At 69.7% G+C, this 21,972-nt stretch carries 18 protein-coding genes; 5 read left to right on the top strand and 13 right to left on the bottom strand.

All coding sequences use genetic code 11. The features are described from left to right. Positions 1 to 63: 63 nt before the first annotated feature. Positions 64 to 1,038 (bottom strand): quinone oxidoreductase family protein, encoded by a 975-nt coding sequence (locus FCG67_RS08825; RefSeq protein WP_136908943.1) that lies wholly within the window; start codon positions 1,036 to 1,038, stop codon positions 64 to 66. 245 nt (positions 1,039 to 1,283) lie between these two features. Between FCG67_RS08825 and FCG67_RS08820 the strand changes: the two genes are divergently transcribed. The 3 genes from FCG67_RS08820 to FCG67_RS08810 all read left to right on the top strand — a co-directional run bounded on the left by FCG67_RS08820 (position 1,284) and on the right by FCG67_RS08810 (position 4,247). Further along, positions 1,284 to 2,288 (top strand): AraC family transcriptional regulator, encoded by a 1,005-nt coding sequence (locus FCG67_RS08820; protein ID WP_097211018.1) that lies wholly within the window; start codon positions 1,284 to 1,286, stop codon positions 2,286 to 2,288. A 176-nt stretch (positions 2,289 to 2,464) separates the two neighbouring features. Then, positions 2,465 to 2,851: a carboxymuconolactone decarboxylase family protein gene (locus FCG67_RS08815; protein ID WP_077040783.1), complete on the top strand. Its 387-nt coding sequence runs from the start codon at positions 2,465 to 2,467 to the stop codon at positions 2,849 to 2,851. A gap of 49 nt (positions 2,852 to 2,900) precedes the next feature. After that, positions 2,901 to 4,247 (top strand): MFS transporter, encoded by a 1,347-nt coding sequence (locus tag FCG67_RS08810; protein WP_136908941.1) that lies wholly within the window; start codon positions 2,901 to 2,903, stop codon positions 4,245 to 4,247. A gap of 52 nt (positions 4,248 to 4,299) precedes the next feature. On the opposite strand, the gene FCG67_RS08805 is transcribed toward FCG67_RS08810, so the two are convergent. From FCG67_RS08805 to mftE, 10 genes are all read right to left on the bottom strand, one after another. Beyond that, complete coding sequence (locus FCG67_RS08805; protein WP_425467811.1) at positions 4,300 to 5,595, bottom strand: haloacid dehalogenase-like hydrolase; 1,296 nt, start codon at positions 5,593 to 5,595, stop codon at positions 4,300 to 4,302. 111 nt (positions 5,596 to 5,706) lie between these two features. Next, positions 5,707 to 6,504, bottom strand: a complete 798-nt coding sequence (gene eutC / locus FCG67_RS08800; RefSeq protein ID WP_136908939.1) for an ethanolamine ammonia-lyase subunit EutC — start codon at positions 6,502 to 6,504, stop codon at positions 5,707 to 5,709. Then, the gene (locus tag FCG67_RS08795; RefSeq protein ID WP_136908937.1) at positions 6,501 to 7,913 is read right to left on the bottom strand and encodes an ethanolamine ammonia-lyase subunit EutB; all 1,413 of its coding nucleotides are present in this window, start codon (positions 7,911 to 7,913) and stop codon (positions 6,501 to 6,503) included. The genes eutC and FCG67_RS08795 overlap by 4 nt, the downstream gene beginning before the upstream one ends. Next, positions 7,910 to 9,343 (bottom strand): ethanolamine permease, encoded by a 1,434-nt coding sequence (gene eat, locus FCG67_RS08790; RefSeq protein ID WP_136908935.1) that lies wholly within the window; start codon positions 9,341 to 9,343, stop codon positions 7,910 to 7,912. Before eat ends, FCG67_RS08795 begins: the two co-directional genes overlap by 4 nt. A gap of 110 nt (positions 9,344 to 9,453) precedes the next feature. Further along, a complete protein-coding gene (locus tag FCG67_RS08785; protein WP_246044943.1) occupies positions 9,454 to 10,005 on the bottom strand; it encodes a DUF779 domain-containing protein in 552 nt (183 codons plus the stop codon). A 154-nt stretch (positions 10,006 to 10,159) separates the two neighbouring features. Next, on the bottom strand, positions 10,160 to 11,683 hold the full coding sequence (gene adh / locus FCG67_RS08780; RefSeq protein WP_027500587.1) for an aldehyde dehydrogenase: 1,524 nt from the start codon (positions 11,681 to 11,683) through the stop codon (positions 10,160 to 10,162). A 116-nt stretch (positions 11,684 to 11,799) separates the two neighbouring features. Continuing rightward, positions 11,800 to 13,038 carry a sigma-54-dependent transcriptional regulator family protein gene (locus FCG67_RS08775; RefSeq protein ID WP_246044958.1) on the bottom strand — a complete coding sequence of 413 codons (1,239 nt, stop codon included), beginning with the start codon at positions 13,036 to 13,038 and terminating at the stop codon, positions 11,800 to 11,802. A gap of 114 nt (positions 13,039 to 13,152) precedes the next feature. Next, positions 13,153 to 14,649, bottom strand: coding sequence for a mycofactocin dehydrogenase MftG (mftG, locus tag FCG67_RS08770; RefSeq protein ID WP_136908932.1), 1,497 nt, complete (start codon positions 14,647 to 14,649; stop codon positions 13,153 to 13,155). Positions 14,650 to 14,652: 3 nt separating this feature from the next. Beyond that, positions 14,653 to 16,050 carry a mycofactocin biosynthesis glycosyltransferase MftF gene (gene mftF, locus FCG67_RS08765; RefSeq protein ID WP_136908930.1) on the bottom strand — a complete coding sequence of 466 codons (1,398 nt, stop codon included), beginning with the start codon at positions 16,048 to 16,050 and terminating at the stop codon, positions 14,653 to 14,655. A 25-nt stretch (positions 16,051 to 16,075) separates the two neighbouring features. Then, positions 16,076 to 16,762: a mycofactocin biosynthesis peptidyl-dipeptidase MftE gene (gene mftE, locus FCG67_RS08760; protein ID WP_425467806.1), complete on the bottom strand. Its 687-nt coding sequence runs from the start codon at positions 16,760 to 16,762 to the stop codon at positions 16,076 to 16,078. Between the two features lie 84 nt (positions 16,763 to 16,846). On the opposite strand from mftE, the gene FCG67_RS08755 reads away from it, so the two are divergent. Continuing rightward, positions 16,847 to 17,452, top strand: coding sequence for a hypothetical protein (locus tag FCG67_RS08755; RefSeq protein WP_136908927.1), 606 nt, complete (start codon positions 16,847 to 16,849; stop codon positions 17,450 to 17,452). A 25-nt stretch (positions 17,453 to 17,477) separates the two neighbouring features. After that, complete coding sequence (locus FCG67_RS08750) at positions 17,478 to 18,041, top strand: hypothetical protein (protein ID WP_136908925.1); 564 nt, start codon at positions 17,478 to 17,480, stop codon at positions 18,039 to 18,041. 6 nt (positions 18,042 to 18,047) lie between these two features. On the opposite strand, the gene FCG67_RS08745 is transcribed toward FCG67_RS08750, so the two are convergent. After that, the gene (locus FCG67_RS08745; protein WP_136908923.1) at positions 18,048 to 20,000 is read right to left on the bottom strand and encodes a mycofactocin system FadH/OYE family oxidoreductase 2; all 1,953 of its coding nucleotides are present in this window, start codon (positions 19,998 to 20,000) and stop codon (positions 18,048 to 18,050) included. Next, positions 19,997 to 21,958: a mycofactocin system FadH/OYE family oxidoreductase 1 gene (locus FCG67_RS08740; RefSeq protein ID WP_136908921.1), complete on the bottom strand. Its 1,962-nt coding sequence runs from the start codon at positions 21,956 to 21,958 to the stop codon at positions 19,997 to 19,999. The genes FCG67_RS08745 and FCG67_RS08740 overlap by 4 nt, the downstream gene beginning before the upstream one ends. Between the last annotated feature and the right edge of the window lie 14 nt (positions 21,959 to 21,972).

The following is a 21,972-nucleotide window of genomic DNA, read 5'->3' as shown; positions in this document are numbered from 1 at the left end:
CGGTTCGACCGGTCACGCGGTCGATGGTTGTGGTCATGACGCTCTCCTCTACGTGATTCGGATTCAGACCGAGAAGACCGAGGAGCCGATGCTGATGCCGGCCTCCAGGTCGCGATGAGCCTTCTCGGCGTCCTCGAGCCCGTAACGCTGGTTGATCTCGATGGAGATGCGGCCGGCCGCAACATGACCGAAGAGTTCGCCCGCGAGCTCCGCCCGCTCGGCCGGATCGGCGATGTAATCGGCGAGCGCGGGCCGGGTCACGAACAGCGACCCCTTGACCGCGAGCTGCATGGCATCGATCGGCGGGATCGGGCCGGATGCGGTTCCGAAGGCCACCAGCAGGCCCCGCCTGGCCAGCGAGTCGATCGAGGTCTGGAACGTGGATGCCCCGATGCTGTCGTAGACAACAGGCACGCCCGCACCGCCGGTGAGCTCACGCACCCGCTCGGCGACGTTCTCCCGCGTGTAGACGATGACCTCTCCGCATCCGTGAGCGCGCGCGACCGCCGCCTTCTCGTCGGTCGAGACCGTGCCGATCACGTTGACGCCCAGCAACTTCGCCCACTGGCAGAAGATCAGTCCGACGCCGCCCGCGGCCGCGTGCAGCAGCACCGTGTCGCCGGCCTTCAGCGGATGGATCCGGCGCAGCAGGTACGCGGTGGTGAGGCCGCGCATGGTCATCGCGGCCGCGGTCTCGAACTCGATCCCGTCCGGAAGTGCGATGAGGTGTGCAGCGGGCATCACGCGCTCGGTGCTGTACGCACCGAGCGGGCTACCCGTGTACGTGACGCGGTCACCCTCCCGGAAGTCGGTGACACCGGTACCGACCGCCTCCACCACGCCCGCGCCCTCCACACCCATGCCTGCCGGCAGGGGCGCGGGATACATTCCCGTGCGGAAGTAGGTGTCGGCGAAGTTCAGGCCAACCGCTCCGTGGCGGATCCGCACCTCACCCGGTCCCGGGTCGCCGACCTCCATGGATTCCCACCGCAGAACCTCCGGGCCGCCGGTTTCGTAGAAGCGGATCGCCTTTGCCATTGCCTTCTCCTTGATCGTGGTTCCACCCCTGGGCGGGCATCTCGCTGCGCTGTGGCGCAGCGGTCGATGTGCCCTTCGCGGGGCCCGCAACCGGAGGCGATCGACGCATCCGGTGTGACTCAGCTGACACAACAGTAGCCATGCGATGGGGTTCACACTTATCCTGACGGGACATATTTGTTTCCCGTTCGGGACACCCCACCGCGGGGCGCCGAGCGGGACACCCGAGATGGAAGGCGACGCGAATGGCCAAGCCGCTCGCCCGGTATGCCTCACTGACCGGCTACATCGAACTGAGCCGCGCCCTGTCGCTCGACCCGGTGCAGCTGCTCAGGAGCGCTGGGCTCGACCCGGCTGGGCTGGACCTGCAAGACCGCTGGGTGCCCGCGGCCTCCGTCGCCCGTCTCCTCGAGTTGTCCGCGGCGACCTCGGGTCGCCAGGACTTCGCCCTGAAGCTGGCCGAGCGCCGTCGCCTGTCCACCCTCGGCCCACTGAGCGTCAGCATCCGGGACGAGCCGGACGCCCGAAGCGCGCTCCGGATGCTGATCCGGTACCAGCACACCTACAACGAGTCGCTGAACATCCGGCTGTCCGAGCGCGACGGCCTGGCCACGATCCGCATCAGCATCGATCCCGGCGAACCCGTACCGGTCCGGCAGTCCGTCGAACTGGCGGTCACGGTGACCCACCAGCTGCTGCGGCACCTACTGGGCGAGCGGTGGCATCCGGTGTCCGTCAGCTTCGAACACGACCGACCGGCCGACGACACGACGCACCGCCAGGTCTTCGATGCGCCGCTGCACTTCAACAGCGAGTTCACCGGAATCATCACCTACACAGGCGATCTGGACGAGCCGAACAGGCTGTCCGACCCACTGCTGCGCTCCTACGCGAAACAGTTCCTCGACACGCTCACCACGCCCGAGGAACCCACGCTCACCAATCGCGTACGCGAACTCGTCGAACTCCTGCTGCCGAGCGGACGCTGCTCGATCGAGCAGGTCGCGCGCAGCCTCGGCGTCGACCGTCGCACGGTGCATCGGCACCTCGCGAAGTCGGGACAGACCTTCACCTCGGTCGTCGACTCGACCCGGGCCGAACTCGCGAAACGCATGGTCGCCGGCCGCCGCTACTCGTTCACCGAGATCTCCGAGCTGCTCGCCTTCTCGACACCGAGCAGCTTCTCCCGGTGGTTCCATCAGCAGTTCGGCATGAGCCCCCGCGATTGGCGCAAACAAACCGAGGGTTAGGTCGGTTTCCAACGACAGGCGCCCCCCACCCCGGGGGCATGTCCCGAAATGCAAAGAATTCCGTCCCGCACGGGCAATTATTCGACTCACGAGCGACGTAACGTGATCCAGGCCACTATCGGGCCGGGCCAATAGCCCACATCACACCCGATTCGTTCTCCGTGAAACGAGCAGCCATGACCGCTGAGCCGATACCCACTCCGACGCTCGACCGAATGAAGCAGGCTGGAAGCTGGAATCCACTGTGGGACACCTTGTCCCAGTGGGATCCGGAGTGGACCGAGCAGTTCATGGCGATGAACGCCACGCCCGTGCGGCGTGGGGTGTTCACACCCGAGTTCGTCGAACTGCTGAGCATCGCCATCGATGCCGCCGCCACCCACATGTACGCGCCTGGAGTTCGTCGGCACATCCGAGCCGCACTCGAGCTCGGCGTGTCCAGGGAGGAGATCCTCACCGTCCTCGAGATGGTGAGCGTCCTCGGGATCCACGCCTGCAATCTCGGCGTGCCGATCCTCGCGGAGGAACTAGACGCGTACGAGTCCCGCCGCGCCGCCAGCTGAGCGCCGGCCCCACACCTTCCCCCTGCCAGCCGCACCCCCAGGAGCATCCATGGGACTGACATCCACCACGCCCGAACTCGAGATCGCAGCAAACGATCCGCCGAGTTCCGTGACAGCCACCGCACGCCACAGCCGGCGCTCGTACTACCCCTGGCTCGTCTTCGCCCTCACCTTCGCGTTGCTGTTGTCCGACTACATGTCTCGCCAGGTACTCAGTGCCGTCTTTCCTTTCCTGAAGACCGACTGGGACCTGTCGGACTCGCAGCTCGCGTCGCTCACCAGCATCGTCGCGCTGATGGTCGGCCTGCTGACACTGCCGCTCTCCCTCCTGGCGGACCGATGGGGCCGGGTCAAGAGCCTGGTGCTGATGGCCACGCTGTGGAGCATCGCGACGCTGTTGTGTGCGATCGCATCCAACTACGAGCAGATGCTGGCCGCTCGCTTCCTCGTCGGTGTCGGCGAAGCCGCCTACGGGAGCGTCGGGATCGCCGTCGTGCTCGGAGTCTTCGCGCCGCGAGTCCATTCCACTCTGAGCGGCGCCTTCATGGCCGGAGGCTCCTTCGGCTCGGTTGTCGGCGTGTCACTCGGCGGCGTCATCGCCGTGCATCTGAGCTGGCGTTGGTCCTTCGCCGCGATGGCGGTGCTCGGCCTCCTGCTCGTCGCCCTGTTCCGTGCCCTCGTCACCGAGCGCCGGTTGGCGGAGCACGCCGCCGACCAGAATGTCGCGACGGTCGCAGCGACGGGAACCACCATCCGGGTCCCGGTGTCGAGCCTGTTCACCAATTCCGCGGTGTGGTGCGCCTACCTGGGCGGCGGCCTGCAGATGTTCACCGCCGCGGTGCTGCTCGCCTGGACCCCGAGCTTCTTCAACCGGTACTACGGCATGGCTCCCGACAAGGCGGGCGCGATCGCATCGGTGTTCGTGTTGCTCATCGGTACCGGCATGATCGTGTGCGGCATCATCACCGACCGGGTCAGCAGGACCAACCCGGCCATGAAGTGGTCCAGCGCCGTCGCCTTCTGCCTGATCTCGTTCCTCGCGCTGGGAGTGGGACTTCGCCTGGACACCGGGGCCCCGCAGCTGGTCCTGCTGGGGATCGGTGCCTTCTTCGCCGCGGGATCCTCGGGTCCGTCCGCCGCCATGGTGGCGAGCCTGACCCACCCGTCGGTGCGGTCGTCCGCTCTCGGCACCCTCACCGTGGCCAACAACGTCCTCGGCCTGGCATTGGGTCCCTTCGTCATCGGCATCCTCGCCGATCGCCTGGGACTGCTCGAGGCCCTGCAGCTCTCGCCCCTGGTGTACGTGCTCGCGATAGTCGCGCTTGTCGCGGGCAAGCGCCTCTACCCCGCCGGGCTCCAGAAGCTCGCGGCACAGAGCGCCGCCGCAGCGGCCTGACCGCCGAGTGGGGTCGGTTCACCGAACCGACCCCACTCGCGGCGTTCACACGTCAGTAGACAGAGTCCTCCTGGTCCTCTATCACCGATCCGTCGACCCGGTGGACCGCTCCCTTGCCACCGTCGGCAGCGGTATATGCCTTGGTCGAGCAGGGGTAGGGCTCCTCCGCACGGTCCTTCGGATCGAGGAACATCGGATTGACCAGCCACCGGTCGTCGCTGTTGTCATAGGCATTGCACATGAGCTCGGCGTTGTTGCGATTGATCACCAGGCGCGCCCCGGTCGCGTCCCCGAGGAACGTCACGTCGGTCACCGAGTCGCCTGCCGCGAAGACCTGGCGCCGATCGGCGGGCAACTGATCGAACGCCGCTGGCCCGTTCACCCCGAACACGACCTCGTTGACCTGGCACCGTTTGCCGTCGATGTACGGGATGACCGAGTCCTCACCGTCGGCCACGCCGCCGCATCCCTCGAGGTGCCTCGTGAGGACACCGTTCTCGACGAACGGACGGACCCCCATCGCCCGTTCGGGCGTCAGGCCCAGTTCCTCAGACCACACCCGCACCACGGGCTCCGCCGACGCCGAGATGATGCGGACATCGAAGCCATTGGTGCGCAACACCTTCACCAGGTCGGCGATCTGGGGGTAGTACCTGACGTACCCGTCGACCTCGGTGGTCCCCACGGTCTGTTCGGCGCCCTCGGGGGCGGCGAGGTTCTCCGTTCGCGCCGCCCTGGCGTATTCGGTCACCTCGTCGACCGTGTGACCACCCATCAACTGAACCGCCCAGGCGTACGCGGGCTTCGTCCGCCGATGGTCGTACCCGGCGAAGGCCGGCTTCCCGGAGGTGGTCTCGTCGTCGAGCACGGCGACGATCTCGTCGGCGCAGTCGAGATCGGAAGCTGTCGGCAGCGGGAGACCGGGCGCCACCTCGGTGCCGCACGCTGCCCCGAGTGCCACGATCGCATCCGGGGTCAGGAATCGGCTCGTCGTCGCCCAATCCGCACCCTCGGGCTGAAGGATCTTGTCGTTCTTGATCATCCAGTAGGCGGTCGCGCTGCCGATGTCGTTCTTGACCACGGTGTTGTCCCAGTCGAACAGCGCGAGCGGGGCGCCCTTCGCGGCGTCTCCGTCGACGCCACAGGTGCCCTTCTCCGCGATCATGCGGTCCAGCACCTGCCGGTTCGCGCCGAACCATTCGAGCCCCGTGTCGAGGGCGGCGCAGCTGCTGGTGTCGGGCGCGGCAGCGGCGGCGCCGTCACCGCCGGACGAACAGGATGCGGTCAGCGCGATCACGCCGGCCAGGGCACCCACCCAGGCTGCGCGGGTATGGAAAGACTTCACCAGGAATCCTCTTTCTCGAAGGATGCGGGCGCGCGGAAGCACACCGGCACACGAACCACGCCGGTACACACAGCGGCGACGAAGGGAGAACCTCTCGGCCGGAGCCCGAGCAGGTCAGTCGAGGGTCAGGACCTCTCCGGAGGACAACGCGTCGGACCGCGAGGTGTCCTTGAGGTCCACGCCGGAGCGTCCGAGCTTGCGGGCACCGGACACCAAGCCCGACAACACCTTTGCGGCCTGGGCATAGCTGAGCCCCTCCGGCGGGTGGATGTTGGAGACGCAGTTTCGATCGGCATCGGTGCGGCCGGCTCGGGGCAGGTGCGTCAGGTAGATGCCGAGGCTGTCCGCCACCGACAATCCCGGCCGCTCCCCGATCAACACGATCAGGGTGCGCACCCCCATCGCCTCGGCGATGTGGTCGCCGAGCGCCACCCGCGCCTCCGTCGCGATCACCGGCGGCGCGAACGAGTACCTGTCCGAGAGTTCCTCGGCCAGCGCCCCCAGCAGCCCGGCCCCGTGATCCATCAGGGCACGGGGTGAAAGCCCGTCCCCGAGAACGAATCCCAGATCAGCACCGCTGTGCGGCACGCCCGCCAGATCGGCAGGCAGTCGTCCGAGATCGGGCCTGCGCAGGTACTCGGCACGGCTGCCTGCCCGGCTCGTCACCCGCACGGGGCTGCCGAGACCGAGCGCCTCGACCTGCCGGGTCAGCTCGTCGGCGTCCAACGGTAGGTGCACCGCATCGCGGGCCGCGGCGTGCGCGGCACGGAACTCGAGCACGCGGTCGGTGGGTAGCGAGTCCCCGGCCCGGCCGAGCCCGATCCGCGACTGGGTGCTGAGCCGCAGTTCCTCCCAGAAGTCCTGTGGATCCGTATCGGTCCGTGCCGTGCCCGCACGCTTCTCGAGGTTCACAGCGCCCCCGTCAGTGCGCGCAGCGGTGAGGCCGCCGCATCCACCGGGAGCACCCGGCCCGCCGCGTCGGTCATGCCGAGCCGGTGCAGCCAGGCCTCGAACTCCGGGGCGGGACGCAGCCCCAGCACCTGCCGGACGTACAGCGCGTCGTGGAAGCTCAGGCTCTGATAGCCGAGCATCACGTCGTCGGCCCCCGGGACCGCGATGACGAACGCCGTCCCCGCCGCACCCAGCAGGGTGAGCAGGGTGTCCATGTCGTCCTGGTCGGCCTCGGCGTGATTGGTGTAGCAGACGTCGACGCCCATCGGCAGCCCCAGCAGCTTCCCGCAGAAGTGGTCCTCCAGGCCGGCCCTGATGATCTGCTTGCCGTCGTACAGGTACTCCGGACCGATGAAACCGACCACCGTGTTGACCAGGAGCGGTTCGAGGTCGCGGGCCACCGCGTACGCGCGCGTCTCCAGCGTCTGCTGGTCCACGGGTCGGCCGCCGGTGCCGAGGTGGGCACCGGCACTCAGGGCCGAGCCCTGGCCGGTCTCGAGGTACATGACGTTGTTGCCGACGGTGCCCCTCCCGAGCGAGCGGCCCGCGGCGTTGGCCTCCCGCAGCAGGGGCACGGTGACACCGAAACTCGCGTTCGCGCCCTCGGTGCCCGCGATGGACTGGAACACCAGGTCCACCGGCACGCCCGCCTCGATCAGTTCCATCGTGGTGGTGACGTGGGAGAGCACGCAGGACTGGGTGGGGATCTCGAACCGCTGCCGGATCTCGTCGAGCAGGTGGAGCAGGTCGGAGGTGGCGTGCGGCGAGTCGGTTGCCGGATTGATCCCGATCACCGCATCTCCGCAGCCGAGCAGCAGCCCGTCCAGGGTGGCGGCCGCGATGCCGCGCGGGTCGTCGGTCGGATGGTTGGGTTGCAGCCGGGTGCTCAGCCTGCCGGGCAGCCCGACCGTGGTCCGGAACCCGGCGGTGACCACGGCCGCCCGCGCGACCGCGATGAGGTCCTGGTTCCGCATGATCTTGCTGACCGCCGCCACCATCTCCGGCGTCAGGCCCGGCGCCACCGCCCGCAGCGTGGCGGCCGCGCCGTCACCCGCGGCCACCTCGAGCAGCCAGTCACGCAGACCCCCGACCGTCAGGTGCGAGATCGCCTGGTACGCAGCGCGATCGTGCGAGTCGATGATCAGCCTGGTGACCTCGTCGGTCTCGTACGGCACCAGCAACTCGTGCAGGAACCGGTCGAGTGGGACATCGGCGAGTGCCCACTGCGCGGCCGCACGCTCGGCATCCGAGGCGGCCGCGCATCCGGCCAGCTCGTCGCCGCTGCGCAGCGGGGTCGCCTTCGCCATCAGCTCGACGAGCCCGTCGAAGGTGTGGGTGGTGCCGCCGATCTGCTGGCTGTAGAGCGTCATTCCAGTTCTTCTTCCGCCTTCGCGAGAATCGCGAACTCCTCATCGGGCGAGTTGGCCACCAGGTGGTGCCGGCTGTAGAAGCCGAAGTAGGCCATGAAGGCGCCGAACGCGACCACGGTCCACATCGCCGCCGTCGGATCGACCAGGAAGGTGGCGATCACCGCCGCGATGGCGATCACCAGCGCGAAGGATGTCGTGACGATGCCGCCCGGGGTGCGGTACGGACGCGCCATGCCCGGCTCGCGCTTACGGAGCACGATGTGGCTGACCATCATCAGCACGTAGCTGACCGCCGCACCCAGCACCGCCATGTTGAGCAACATCGCGCCCTCGCCGGTGAGCGAGAGGATGAAGCCGATGACGCCGGGGACGATCAACGCGAGGGTCGGGGCCTTGCGGGAGTTGGTCACCGAGAGCCTGGTCGGCAGGTACCCGGCGCGCGAGAGCGCGAAGGTCTGGCGGGAGTAGGCGTACATGATCGAGAAGAAGCTGGCGACCAGGCCCGCCAGGCCGATGTAGTTGACGGCCTTGGCCGCTCCGCCGTCGCCGAGCGCCTGCACCAGCGGGTTGCCCGAGGTCGACAGGGCCTCGGCTCCGAGCGCGCCGGTGGCGAGGAAGAGCACGGCCGCCCCGGTGACGATCAGGAGCAGCATGCTGATGATGATGCCCTTCGGCACGTTCTTCTCCGGCTCGCGGGCCTCCTCCGCGGCGAGCGGAACACCCTCCACCGCAAGGAAGAACCAGATGGCGAACGGCACCGCCGCCCAGATTCCGAACCAGCCGAAGGGCAGGAAGCTGGAACTGCCCGCCGCGCCTGGGTCGGCCGCGATATCGGTCAGGTTGCTCGCGTCGAACAGGCCCCAGGCGGACACCGCGAACACCACCAGCCCGACCAGTGCGATCGCGGTGATCACGAACATCGCCTTCAGCGCCTCGCCCGCACCGGTGAGGTGGATGCCGATGAAGATGGCATAGACCGCGAGATAGACCCACCAGCCGTCGGTGATCCCGAACAGGTTCAGCGACTCGACGTAGCCACCGATGAAGGTGGCGATCGCGGCGGGCGCGATCGCATACTCGATGAGAATCGCTGTGCCGGTTGCGAATCCACCCCACGGCCCGAGCGCTCGCCTGGCAAAGGTGTAGCCACCGCCCGCGGCGGGCAACGCGGAGGACATCTCGGCCATGCCGAGCACCATCGCCAGGTACATGCCTGCGATGACGACGCCCGCGATGAGCAGACCACCGAAGCCGCCCTCGGCCAGCCCGTTGTTCCACCCGGCGTAGTCACCGGAGATCACGTAGCTCACGCCGAGCCCAGCCAGCAGCAACCAGCCGGCGGAGCCCGACTTGAGTGTCCGCTTCGCGAGGTACTCGCTGTCCTCGTTGTGGAAGTCCTCGTGCGAGGGCTTCTTGGTGGTGATCGCCATGGCGACCTCCTTCTCCTAGTGAATGATCACACGGCACCGGCGGCGCCACCAGGGGTGGCGCGGCTGCGCATAGTGTTGAAGATCTACGTCATGGATTGATGTCCGCGGAGTTACGACTGATCGGTTCTCGGGCCGCCAGGGACGGGACAGGCGTCGACGGCCTCGGCGACCACCTGGGGTTCGGCGGGCGGCTCGGGCCGCCTGCCCTCGTCCCAGCTTTGCCCGGTGAGCGGATCGGCCTCGGCGAGCGCGCCGTTCTCCTCGGGTGTGAACGCGCGAGCCCGGCTCAGGAAGCGCACTCCCTCCGGCGTCTCGAGGCTGAACCCCGAGCCGCGCCCCGGGACCACGTCCAGCACCAGCTGGGTGTGCTGCCAGGCTGCGAACTGTGTGCCCGAGATCCACACGGGCACCGCGTCATCACCGTCGGGAACCGAGCTCGGCACCTCGCCGACACCGAGCCGCAGGTCGAGCAGCCCGACCAGGACGTCACGGTCGCCGACGATGAATTCGCCTGCGGGATAACACATCGGGGCCGAGCCGTCGCAGCATCCGCCGGACTGGTGCATCATCAGGGGTCCGTGAATCCCGCCCAGGCGGCGGAGCAGATCCATCGCCGCCGCGGTCGCGACGATGCGGCCGGGCACCGTCATCGGGTCGGCCATGGGGACCTCCGTCTCGGCGAGAAGTGGAGACACGGCGCCCGCCTCGGGGGGATGAGCGGGCGCCGTGTCATGGTCACGGCGCCCGCCGCAGGGGGGCATTGGCGGGCGCCGTGAGATCGGGGGCTCAGGCCGTGGGAAGCCCCGAGCCTGCGGGTCAGAAGAAGCCTTGCGCCTTCGGGGCGTAGCTGACGAGCAGGTTCTTGGTCTGCTGGTAGTGGTCGAGCATCATGTGGTGGTTCTCACGGCCGATGCCGGACTGCTTGTAGCCGCCGAACGCCGCGTGCGCAGGGTACTGGTGGTACGTGTTCGTCCACACGCGCCCTGCCTGGATGTCGCGGCCTGCGCGGTAGGCCACCCCGCCGTCGCGGGACCAGACCCCTGCACCGAGGCCGTACAGGGTGTCGTTGGCGATCTCGATGGCCTCGTCGTAGTCCTTGAAGGACGTCACCGACACCACAGGACCGAAGATCTCCTCCTGGAAGATCCGCATCTTGTTGTTGCCGGTGAACACCGTCGGCTGCACGTAGAAGCCGCCGGACAGGTCGCCACCGAGCTCGGCGCGCTCGCCACCGGTCACCAGCTGGGCGCCCTCGGCCTTGCCGATCTCGATGTAGGACAGGATCTTCTCCAACTGGTCGTTGCTGGCCTGCGCGCCGATCATGGTCTCGGTGTCGAGCGGGTCGCCCTGCCGCACCGCCTTGGTGCGGACGGCCGCCATCGCGAGGAACTCGTCGAAGATCTCGCCCTGGATGAGCGCGCGGGACGGGCAGGTGCACACCTCGCCCTGGTTGAGCGCGAACATGGTGAAGCCCTCGAGCGCCTTGTCCTGATAGTCGTCGTTGGCGGCGAGCACGTCGGAGAAGAAGATGTTCGGGCTCTTGCCGCCGAGCTCCAGGGTGACCGGGATCAGGTTCTGCGATGCGTACTGCATGATCAGCCGGCCGGTGGTGGTCTCGCCGGTGAAGGCGATCTTCTTGATCCGCGGGCTCGAGGCGAGCGGCTTGCCCGCCTCGGTGCCGAAGCCGTTGACGATGTTGAGCACACCCGCCGGCAGTAGGTCGCCGATGATGCCGATCAGGTGCAGGATCGACGCCGGGGTCTGCTCCGCGGGCTTGAGCACGATCGCGTTTCCGGCGGCCAGCGCGGGCGCCAGCTTCCACACGGCCATCAGGATGGGGAAGTTCCAGGGGATGATCTGGCCGACCACACCGAGCGGCTCGTGGAAGTGGTACGCGACGGTGTCGCTGTTGATCTCCGAGAGCGAGCCCTCCTGCGCCCGGATGGCACCCGCGAAGTAACGGAAGTGGTCGATGGCGAGCGGGATGTCGGCGTTCAGGGTCTCGCGGATCGGCTTGCCGTTGTCCCAGGACTCGGCGAGGGCGATGGACTCGAGATTCTGCTCCATCCGGTCCGCGATCTTGTTCAGGATGACCGCGCGCTCGGCGACCGAGGTCTTGCCCCAGGCCGGGGCGGCGGCATGCGCGGCGTCCAGGGCGAGCTCGATGTCCTCGGCGGTGCCACGGGCGATCTCGCAGAACGGCTGACCGGTGACCGGGGTCGGGTTCTCGAAGTACTGACCCTTGACGGGCGGCACCCATTGTCCACCGATCCAGTTGTCGTAGCGGGACTGGAAGGACATGACGGAATCGGGTGAACCCGGACGGGCGTACACGGTCATCGAAGGCTCCTCGTGGTGTGCTGTCTCTCCCCTGCCGGCGACGCGAGTGTCGCCCTGGGGTGTGATTCAGAACACTAGGATTGCGAGGGTTGCAACAACGTTGCGTCCGGTGGAACTCAGACTCCCAGCCGCCGGTCGAGCGTCTCGATCCTGGACTTGACCTGGTCATACATCGGCGAGCGGCGGTCCATCGAGGACAGGTAGGCGGCCCACGCGCCGGTGTCCTCGCGGCCCTCGACCGTGCTCGTCCACTTGGCGAGCAGGCCCTGGTCGCCCGCCCGCAGCAGCGCCGCACGTATGCGGCCGCGCAGGTCCGCCCTGATCTCCTCGACGCCGGGCGCGACCGAGCCGGGCAGGACCGGACCGCGATAGACCCGCAGAGCGGCCGCCGCGTCACCGCGATCGAGCGCGTGACGGACCTCCTGCACGTCCGAGCCGAGATCGGTCAGCAACCGATACGGACGGGAGCCGAGGCCCGCGGCACCGAACACCTTGCGGAGGCGCGACATCTCCGCCCGGATGGTCACCGAGTCCAGCTCCGACTCGTCGAGCAGCACCGCAAGGTGGTCGGAACTGAGCCCCTCGGGGTGTTCGGCCAGCAGCAGCAGGATCTCGGCGTGCCGCTGCGAGAGGCTCGTCCGGTCGCCGTCCCGCACGAGGGTGGGCCGCTCGGATCCGAGCACCTGGAGACGCGGTGAGGCGTTGCCGAGCAGGCGGGGCGAGTTCAGCAGGTGCAGGCGGAGCTCGGACTCGGCCGCAGCGACGGTGGCCCGGATCAACGAGAGCACCTCAGGCACCGCCACCCGCGGTCCGCCGGTGATGTCGATGGCGCCGAGGATCTGGCCGCTCATCGGGTCGTGCACCGGAGCCGCGGAGCAGCTCCAATCGTGGACCGTGCGGCTGAAATGCTCGGCCTCGAAGATCTGTACGCAGTGGTCGAGCGCGAGCGCGGTCCCAGGGGCATTGGTGCCGACGCGGTCCTCGCTCCAGTCGGCGCCCTCGACGAAGTTCATCGCGAGCGCCCGGTCCTTGGCCTGCGAGTCGCCCTCCACCCAGAGCAGGCGCCCCTCGGCGTCGCTGATCGCGACGAGCAGGCCGGTGTCGGCAGCGTCGTCGACCAGCAGCTTGCGGATGACGGGACGGATCAGCGCCATCGGGTGCGCGGAGCGGTACCGCTCCAGTTCGATGCCGTCGAGGTCGACGCCGTCGCCGACGGCATCGGGGTTCACGCCCTTGTTCCGGCTGCGCAACCACGAATCGAGCACCACCGACCGGACGGGGTCGTGCCCAGCGGCCGCGGGATCGACGGACCGTGCCGGGTCACCGTCGACGAACGACCTGTGGGCAGACGACATCAGCCGCGCCAGTTGCGCGACATCATCGCCCGGCCGTACGGCAATCCAGGGGTTGCCGTGCGTTGCTCTGGTCAATCGAGTTCCTCCGTGACGTCCCACCAACTGTAACGCCGGTCACACTCTGCCACTTCCCTGGGCGTCATGGGTGGGACTCGTGCCGCCCTCGATCAGGGCGGAGACCCGTTCGGCGATCATCACCGCGGTCGCGTGCGGGCCGCGCGAGGTCACCACCGGCATCACCGAGGTGTCGGCGACCAGGACCCCGTCCACGCCGATCACCCGGCAGCGGTCGTCGACGACGGCGTCGCGGTCCGCCTCCGACCCCATCCGGCAGGTTCCGGACAGATGCAGGGAGGTACCGAGGTTCTCGAACGGCTCGGTGGGCGACCCTGCCCGTGGTTCCGCGGCCACCCGCCCGAAGGCCGCCGAGGTCAGCAACCCGCGCGCCAGATCGAGGCCGGACCGCATCGCCGCCCGGTCGGCTGCCGACGTCAGGTACCGGTACCGGATGACCGGCGGGTCCGCCGGGTCGGAGGACCGCAGGGTGAGCTCGCCCCTGCTGTCCGGGCGCATCAGCGCCACCCCCAGCCGTGGGTCCGCGTCGAGCACGCCGGGAATGATCTCCGCGAAGGGCGCGGTGTACGGGCGGATCTCGATGCCGTCCGTCTCCAGCACTGCCTCCAGGACGGCGGTGTGCTCGTCCCTCGGCACGCGCAGGTGAGGCCGGTACGCGAGCGTCACCTCGGGGTGGTCACCGAAGTCGCGACCGACGCCGGGCCGGTCCGATACCACCGGCAGCCCGAGTGCCGAAAGATGTTGCGCCGGACCTATTCCGGAGTGCATCAACAGATGGGCGGTACCGATCGCGCCCGCGCACAGCACCACCTGACGGGCCCGTAGCAGGCGCCGCTCACCCGCGATCTCGACCTCGACTCCCACCGCCTGCACGCCGTCGAACACCACGCGGCGGGCGACGATGCCGGTCCGCACCCGCAGGTTCGGTCTGGCGAGGCTCGGTTCGAGGTATGCGGACGCCGTGCTGATCCGGCGCCCCGCGACCGCGTTGAGCGGCACCGGACCGGCACCGTCCGCGTTCGGCTCGTTGAGATCCGCGGCATACCCGAACCCCTCAGCCTCACAGGCATCGAGGAAGGCCGAGCTGACGGGATGCATGTCCTCGCGACCGATCCGGGTCACCGGCATCGGACCGTCGTCACCGTGCCAGCGAGGGTCCCCCGCCCGGTCCGTCTCGAGCTTCCGGAAGTACGGCAGCACTTGGGAATACGACCACATCTGCGGCCAGCTCCGAAAGTCGGATTCGGTGCCGCGGATGAAGTAGCCGCCGTTGACCGCCCCGGACCCGCCGAGCACCCGGCCGCGGGAGATGGTCGTGCTGCGGCCCGGCCGCAATTCGACCGGATAGGTCGCGGCGACATCGCTGCGCGGTCCGACCGGCAGCAGCCCGAGCGGCCCTGGGTCGCTCGAACCGGGTCCCGCCTCGATCAACAACACAGCACGATCGGGGTTCGCGCTCAGGCGCGCCGCCACGACGCACCCGCTGGACCCGCCGCCCACCACGATCACATCGGCCACCGGATCGGGGGCCGGCACCGGTCAGCCCCGCAGCCGAGGCTTCAGCGCGGCGAGGCTGCGCTCCGCGATCGCCCCACGCCACAGGCCGGTGCCGTAGGCGATGTCGTCCATCCGCTTGAACACTGTGTGCCGCACCGGCCCCAGCCCTCCGGGTTCGCGGTGCGTGTACCAATCCGCGAGGCCCTCGGCCGCGGCCACCGCCAGCAGGGCGCGACGGACTCGCGACGAGACCAATGCGGCCAGCAGCGTCACCGGCCAATAATGTCTGCACATCGCGGACGCGAGCTGCCAGACCCCGCCCGCGAAGCCCTGCGCGGTGAGGATGACCGAGATCCGGGTGGGTTGGTCGAGCTCCCGGAACGTCCGGCGCAGGCGGATGACGGTGACGAGCTGCGCGACCAGCGAGCCGGCGAGGCCGAGCCTGGTGCAGGTCGCGGCGAGCAGGACGGCCAGCAGCGTCAAGGGCGACATGGCAACGGGCGGCACCATCCCCTCGTGCCGGAGCGCGAGCGGAGCCGCACCCGTACCGTAAAAGAGCTTGCGGCCGAACCACTTCCGGAACGAGACGCGGTGATCATGGGCGACATTGGCGATCGGCTCGTAGCGCAGCCGCCAACCGGCCGCGTGTAGCCGCCAGCAGAGGTCGACGTCCTCGGCCACATGCATCTCCGCGTCGAAGCCACCGCACTCCTCGAGCGCGCGCCTGCGCACCAGCATCGCGGCACTGGGCACGTAGGACACCGGGCTCCCCGCCCGCACCGCGCCCTCCTTGCGTCCCAGATCGAGGGAGGATCGCGCGTGCTCGTAACGGCCGATCGCGCCCGCATCCGGCTCCAGGGCGACGATCCGCGGTGCGGTCATCGCGACCGCCGGGTCGCTGAAGTGGCCCAGCATCGCCTCGAGCCAGCCGAGCCGGGGCACCACGTCGGAATCCAGGAAGGCTACGTACTCCGTTGTCGCCGCGGCCATTCCGGTGTTGCGAGCGGCAGCAGGCCCGAGCGCGGTCGGGTGCCGGAGAACCCGCACGTCGACCCGCCCGTCGCAGCACGGCGGAGTCGTCACCGGATCATCGGACCCGTCGTCGACGACGATCACCGAGAGTCCACGCAGCGCGGGCAGCAGTCGGTTCAAGCCGGTGATGTTGTTGTGCAGCGGGATGACGACAGTGACGTCCTGATTCGACGGCGAGCTCATCGGCCGGGGGTTCGCCACCCCGGAATCGAGGAGGTGCCGGGCAACCTGTGCGGACTGGGTGTCGACGACCTTCAGGTATCCGTCACCGATCATCGCCGCCGCGGTCGGGGCGAGCTTGAGCATCCGGGTCGGGGAACCCCCGATCAGTACCCGTCCACCCGAGAAGGTGCGCACCTTGGGATCGATTCTCACCCCGAATCCGTCGGGCAGTCGAGCTTGGCGCATCAGGTGATCGTATTCGGATCTGCTCTCACCGCAACATGCCTTTGCCATCTGGTTGCCATCGCAACACCGCCGCAACACAACGCGCCACCATCTGCTCGAACATCCGTTCACCCTCGGCCGCACTCGCCCCTGTCGGATCGCCGAGCACCCCGTTCGCGCTGACGGACGCGATCCCGCCGGCCCGCAACCGGTCCATCAGCTCACCGATCGGTTCGGTGACGCCCGGTTGCGCCCTGTCCATCCGCACGTCACCTGGCGAAAGGTGCAGCAGCAGGGAGGTTTCAGTGCGCCCCGCGTGGGCATCGGCCCCCGGCACCGCGCAGGGCAGCCAGGCGACGTCCCTGCCCTCGTAGCGCAGCAACGCGACCGCCTTGGCGAGGGTGGGCGCGTTGCCACCGTGCCCGTTCACCAGCAACACGCGCGGGGACCAGCGACACGCCGAACGCCCGTACTCGACGACCACCGCCTCGAGCGCGGACGCGCCGAGCGAGACGGTTCCAGCGAATCCCTCGTGCTCACCGCTGGCCCCGTAGGCGATGGCGGGGGCGACCATCATGCCGGGCAGCGACCGCGCCACCGCGACCGCGATCCGGGTGTCGGTGTCCAGCGGCAGGTGCGGCCCGTGCTGCTCGACCGACCCGATCGGCACCGCGAGGGCTGGCGCGTCGGCGGCGATGTCGGGCCAGGTCGCGCCCGCGAGGTCCATTGGCATGCACCGATGCTATTCCGACGGGAGTCGCCTAGGGTCCGGCCACTACGATCGGTGTCACCACAGGACCCTCGACTGGAGGATGACGTGACGCTGGACCGAATGCCGCTCAAAGGATTTGGCGTCGTCAACTTCGAACTCATGTTGCTCCGCCGGATGCACGACCATCAGCAGGCGCTCGTCGGGGCCGCCCTCAAGAACCTCGGCAAGAGCGCCACCGACCTGCGCGCCGCGCACGCCCAGTGGCAGCGCGGCCTGCGGGGCGGCTTCCCCGGTGGCGCGGCGCGGTATCGACTCGCCCTCGGCAAACCCGCCGTGGTGAGCTCGCGCACGGTGCCCCTGGTCGGCGAGCTGGCCGTCGAGGCCTGGCCGATGCCACTGTGGCCCGGACTGCAGTTCCAGATCACCTTCGGGCCGGGCGGGGACGTCGTCGACGAGCGACTGACCAGGATGGCCGACTCGGCCGCGCCCGCCATAGCCTCGGTGGCGGACCTACGACCGTGGCTGCTGGTCATCGACGACGTGGAGTCGGCCTGCTCCCCTGTCCGTTACCGCATGTCCGGCGGCGCGGTCGCCAGCCATGCGGCCGCCGCCTTCACCACTCCGGACGGTGTGGCCTGCGAGGCGCAGTTCTCCTGGGGCCTGCTCCAGGCCGTCACGAACGCGGATCACGGGAACCCACAGGCGGACTGACCGGTCGAAGGGCAGGATGACCCCCATGGCCCAGGACGAGGCGACGACGACGATCATGCTGATCCGGCATGCGGAACGACCCGAGGGCGACGAACCCCCCTTCGGCGTGGACCGCGACGGCACCCGGTGCGACGAATCGCTCACCCCGGTCGGCTGGCAACGCGCCACCGCGCTCGCCGCGCTCCTCGCGCCCGACGACGGCGAGCCACCCACCGGGCTGGTGCGCCCGCGGGCCCTTTTCGCCTCGACGCCGCGCAAGAAGGACGGCAGCAAGCGCTCACTGCAGACGATCTCGCCGCTCGCCGACAAGCTCGGCCTCGCGGTGGACACCGACTTCGGTCGGTCCGACGTCAAGGCACTCGCCAAGCAGGTGTTGCGCACCCCCGGCCCGGTCCTGATCTCCTGGCAGCGCGAGTACCTCCCCGAGATCGTCGATGCGCTCGGCGAGGTCGATTCCACACCGCCAGACCCGTGGCCCGAGGACCGCTTCGACGTGATCTGGCTGCTCACCCCGAGCGGCGCGCGAGGCTGGGTGTTCAGCCAGCTGCCGCAACGCCTGCTGCCGGGCGACCGCGCCACCGGCATCTGACACTCGTCAGAGCGCGACGGCCACCCGGTGGCCCTCCCGCACCGCCGCGTCCGCTCGCCGCGGGGTCAGCGCGTCACCGATCCGGTGAACCTCGAACTCGCTCCCGGACAACTGCTTCCAGAGTCGGTCCTCGGGTTGCTGGTGCACCGCACACACCACCCAGTCGAACTCCGGCTCGGAGGTGATCCCGGTCGGATGGTGCAGCAGCGTGACCCGCACCCCCGCCCCCGGCGCCGCGGCGACCGCCATCGGCACCAGGTCCGTGAGCTGCGCTATGCCCTTGCGGTGCGCCCTGCGCTGCCAGCCCTCCATGTCCAGCGTGAGGCCCAGGTCCTGACCGACGATCATGCCGTTGGTCGCGACCGTCACCACACAGCCACGATCGGCCAGCGATTCGGCGACCGACGTCGCCTGGTGGAAACCCAGCTCGTCGATCACGAGCACCCGGCCGCCGGGTTCGACCCGGCCCTCGAGCACGTCCCGCACGTCCACCACCCGCGCCGACTCGCCCGCCCATCCCGGTCGTCGCGGCCGGGCCCCGGTCGCGATGATCACCGCGTCGGGCGCCAGGGACCGGAGCAGGTCCGCGTCCACCTCGACGCCGGTCCTGACCTCGACGCCGGACCGCGCGCATTCCGCCTCGAGATTCCGGACCAGCACGCCGAACTCGGCGCGCCCCGCCGCACCCGCCGCGGCGCGGACCTGGCCACCGGTGCGGGCGCCCCGCTCGAACAGCGTCACCCGGTGACCGCGCTGCGCGGCGGTGGCCGCGGCCTGCAGCCCCGCCGGTCCGCCGCCGACCACGCTCACCCGCAGGCCGCGTCGTCGGGGCATCGGCAGCGGCACCGATTCCCTTCCGGCCCTGGGGTTCTCGACGCAGCCGAGCCAGCGGCCCAGGCCGACCCGGCCGATGCACTCCTGGTTGCAGGAGAGGCAGGTCCGGATCTCACCGGATCGCCCGGCCGCGGCCTTGGCCACGAAGTCGGGGTCCGCGATCTGCCCGCGCACGACCCCGATCAGGTCGCAATGGCCCTCCTCGATCGCGAGATCCGCCTGCTCCGGATCCGTGAACCGGCCGACACCGATCACCGGCAGCGTCACCCGCCTGCGGATCGCGCTCGGGATGAACAGGGCGTACCCGCGCGGCACCGCCATCGAGCCCTCGATCAGGTGCAGGGTCTGCGTCGCCATGCCGATCGAGGTGTTGATGTAGTCGACCTGCCCACAGGCCTCCACCATCGCGGCGACCTCGACCGCCTCGTCGAGATGGATCCCGTTCTCGATCAGCTCCTCACCGGTCAACCGCACGCCGAGGACCGGTTCGGGCCCGAGCGCCGCGCGCACCGACGCCACGATCTCGAGCAGGAAGCGGGCACGATTCGCCAGGGTGCCCCCGTACCGATCGGTGCGCCGGTTGGTGTCGGGTGAGAGGAAGGCCCGCACGATCGATGCCTGCGAGCACTGGATTTCGACGCCGTCGAAGCCACCGCGCCTGCAGTGTTCCGCGGTCGCGGCGAAGCCGGCGACGAGCTCCGCGATCTCGGCCGGGTCGACCGCCTTCGGCACCTCGCGGAACAGCGGGTCCGCCACCGGGCTCGGCGCCAGAACCGGCTGCCGCGAGTACATCCCGGAGCCCTGCCCGCCATTGTGGTTGAGCTGGGCCAGGATCACCGAACCATGGGCGTGCACCGCGTCGGTGAGCTTCCGGTAGTGCGGGATCACCTCGGGCCGGTAGCCCTGGATCAGCTTCTCGTACGGCCAGTCCGACGGGTGGGTGCTGTGTTCCTCGGTGATGATGAGGCCCGCGCCGCCCTTGGCGCGCGCCTCGTAGTACGCGATGTGCTGTTCGGTGGGCAGCCCGCCGCGGGCACTGTTGGTCAGGTGCGCCGAGAACACAACCCGGTTACGTAGGGTCAGCCGCCCGAGGGGCAACGGGGTCAGCAGGTGCCGGTGGGTCATCGCCGCACATCCCGGGCAAAGGCCACCGCTGCCGCCGCCCGGCCCTCCCGGATCGCTTCGGCGGCGGTGCGCGGCGCCAGGCAGTCCCCGATCCGGACCGATGCGGGCGACTCCCGCACCAGGGACTCCTCGGGAAGCCTGTGTGTGCAGTCGATCAGGGTGGCGGCGGCCTGCAGCCGCCGCTCGCCGGTGTGGACGTTCTCCAACTGGACGCCGTCCGCGGCGATCGAGCGAACGGTCATGCTCAGGTGGCGCGCGATGCCTGCCCGCTGCAGCCGAGCATTGGCGGCGGAGAGGTCGCCGGTCCGGCCCAACTGAACTCCGACGACCTGGTCCGGTGTCGCGATGGACACCTCGCGGCCGCGGGCGGCGAGCCATTCGGCGACCGCGACGGCGACCTGGTCCCCCACCGGGTCGAACACCAGGATCGGACCGTCCCGCAACGGCTTTCCTGCCAGCACCTCCGGGGGGCTCACGATCTCGACGCTCGCGTGGCGGTCACCGGGCCACGGCCTCGGCAGGCTTCCGGTCGCCAGGATCACCACTCGGCCCGCGGATCTCGCCGCGTCGATCTCCCCGGCCGTGATCGCCCGGCCGGTCTCGACGTGGACGCCCAGCCGGCGACATTCGGTCTCCAGCCAGTCCACCATCGCCGCGAGCGGGTCGCGACCGGCACCGACCGCGGCCACTCGCAGCATGCCGCCGAGCCGGGAACCGCGCTCGGCGAGGGTGACCCGGTGGCCGCGCAACGCCAGCATTCGCGCGGCCTCGAGACCCGCGGGCCCGCCACCGACGACCAGGACGTCACCCGGATCCGGGGCAGGCAACGCCTCGTCGGGGTCGACGCTCTCGTGCCCGGCCGACGGATTCCCGACGCAGGTGATGATCGGATTGCGCGGGTCGCGGACCTGACAGGTCTGGTTGCAGAGCAGGCACGGCCGGGGCGGGGCCTCCGCCTGCTTCCGGGCCTCGCCGCCGCGGCGCGCCTTGACCACCAGGTCCGGTTCGGCGATCTGCGCGCGGGTCATCTCCACCACATCGGCGACGCCGTCCGCAAGCGCGCGCTCCGCCTGTCCGGCCTCGATCACGCTGCCCTGCAGCACGACCGGCACCGCGCCTGCCACCGCCGCACGGACAGACGAACACAGTTTCACGTTGAACACCGGCGCCGTGTGTGCGTCCGGCCGGTATGCCTCCACCGACATCGGACCGCCGCGGACGACGACCAGCAGGTCGAGCGATTCCGCCAACTCGCGGGCGTGCCGTGCGGCGATCTCGGGGGTGATCCCCGCCCAGGGCGCGAGTTCATCGCAGCTCAGCCGCAGCGACAGCACCCGGTCCGGACCGAGCTCGCCGCGGACCGCCTCGATCACCTCGCGGGTGAGCCTGAGCCGGTCGACGCCGTACCCGTCGTCGCGCAGGTTGGTCAGCCCGGAATGGAACTGCCGCAGCAGTGACCGCGGTCCCGCGTCGAGTTCGACCCCGTCCATCCCGGCATCCCGGGCCGAGACCGCGGCCGACCGGAATCCCGCTATCAGCGAGTCGATCTCAGCCCGTTCCATCTCCATGGGCAGCTCGCGGGTGACGGCGTCGGCCACGCGCGAGGGTCCCCACAGCGCCGACTGCGAGTACGCGCTCGAGCCCTGCAGCCCGGTGTGGCCGAGTCCGGCCAACACCAGCGTCCCGTGCGGCCGGCACGCGGCCGCGATGTCCCGCCAGCCGGGAGCGCTCTCCGCGGCCAGCGGCGCCCGCTCGTACGGCCAATCGTCGGCGTGCACCGAGGCGACCTCGGTGACGAGGATGCCCGCGCCACCGCGCGCCCGCCGCTCGTAGTACGCGACGTGGCGCCCGGACAGGGCACGGTCGCTGCCCAGGTTCGTCTCATGGGGTCCGAACAGCACCCTGGACCGGGCGGTGCGCCCGGCCAGAGTGAGTCCTTCGGTCAACCGCTGCGTCACGACCTGCGACGCCT

Origin of the sequence: Rhodococcus oryzae (assembly GCF_005049235.1) — a bacterium.
Lineage (GTDB): Bacteria > Actinomycetota > Actinomycetes > Mycobacteriales > Mycobacteriaceae > Rhodococcus_G > Rhodococcus_G oryzae.
The sequence above is the reverse complement of the archived record's forward strand: the minus strand, read 5'-3'. Positions and strand labels throughout refer to the sequence as shown.

Coding starts and splice junctions, on each gene's coding strand:
- FCG67_RS08825 (WP_136908943.1), bottom strand. CDS start 1,038: ATGGCAAAGGCGATCCGCTTCTACGAAACCGGCGGCCCGGAGGTTCTG.
- FCG67_RS08820 (WP_097211018.1), top strand. CDS start 1,284: ATGGCCAAGCCGCTCGCCCGGTATGCCTCACTGACCGGCTACATCGAA.
- FCG67_RS08815 (WP_077040783.1), top strand. CDS start 2,465: ATGACCGCTGAGCCGATACCCACTCCGACGCTCGACCGAATGAAGCAG.
- FCG67_RS08810 (WP_136908941.1), top strand. CDS start 2,901: ATGGGACTGACATCCACCACGCCCGAACTCGAGATCGCAGCAAACGAT.
- FCG67_RS08795 (WP_136908937.1), bottom strand. CDS start 7,913: ATGACGCTCTACAGCCAGCAGATCGGCGGCACCACCCACACCTTCGAC.
- eat (WP_136908935.1), bottom strand. CDS start 9,343: ATGGCGATCACCACCAAGAAGCCCTCGCACGAGGACTTCCACAACGAG.
- FCG67_RS08785 (WP_246044943.1), bottom strand. CDS start 10,005: ATGGCCGACCCGATGACGGTGCCCGGCCGCATCGTCGCGACCGCGGCG.
- adh (WP_027500587.1), bottom strand. CDS start 11,683: ATGACCGTGTACGCCCGTCCGGGTTCACCCGATTCCGTCATGTCCTTC.
- FCG67_RS08775 (WP_246044958.1), bottom strand. CDS start 13,038: ATGTCGTCTGCCCACAGGTCGTTCGTCGACGGTGACCCGGCACGGTCC.
- mftF (WP_136908930.1), bottom strand. CDS start 16,050: ATGCGCCAAGCTCGACTGCCCGACGGATTCGGGGTGAGAATCGATCCC.
- mftE (WP_425467806.1), bottom strand. CDS start 16,762: ATGCCAATGGACCTCGCGGGCGCGACCTGGCCCGACATCGCCGCCGAC.
- FCG67_RS08750 (WP_136908925.1), top strand. CDS start 17,478: ATGGCCCAGGACGAGGCGACGACGACGATCATGCTGATCCGGCATGCG.
- FCG67_RS08745 (WP_136908923.1), bottom strand. CDS start 20,000: ATGACCCACCGGCACCTGCTGACCCCGTTGCCCCTCGGGCGGCTGACC.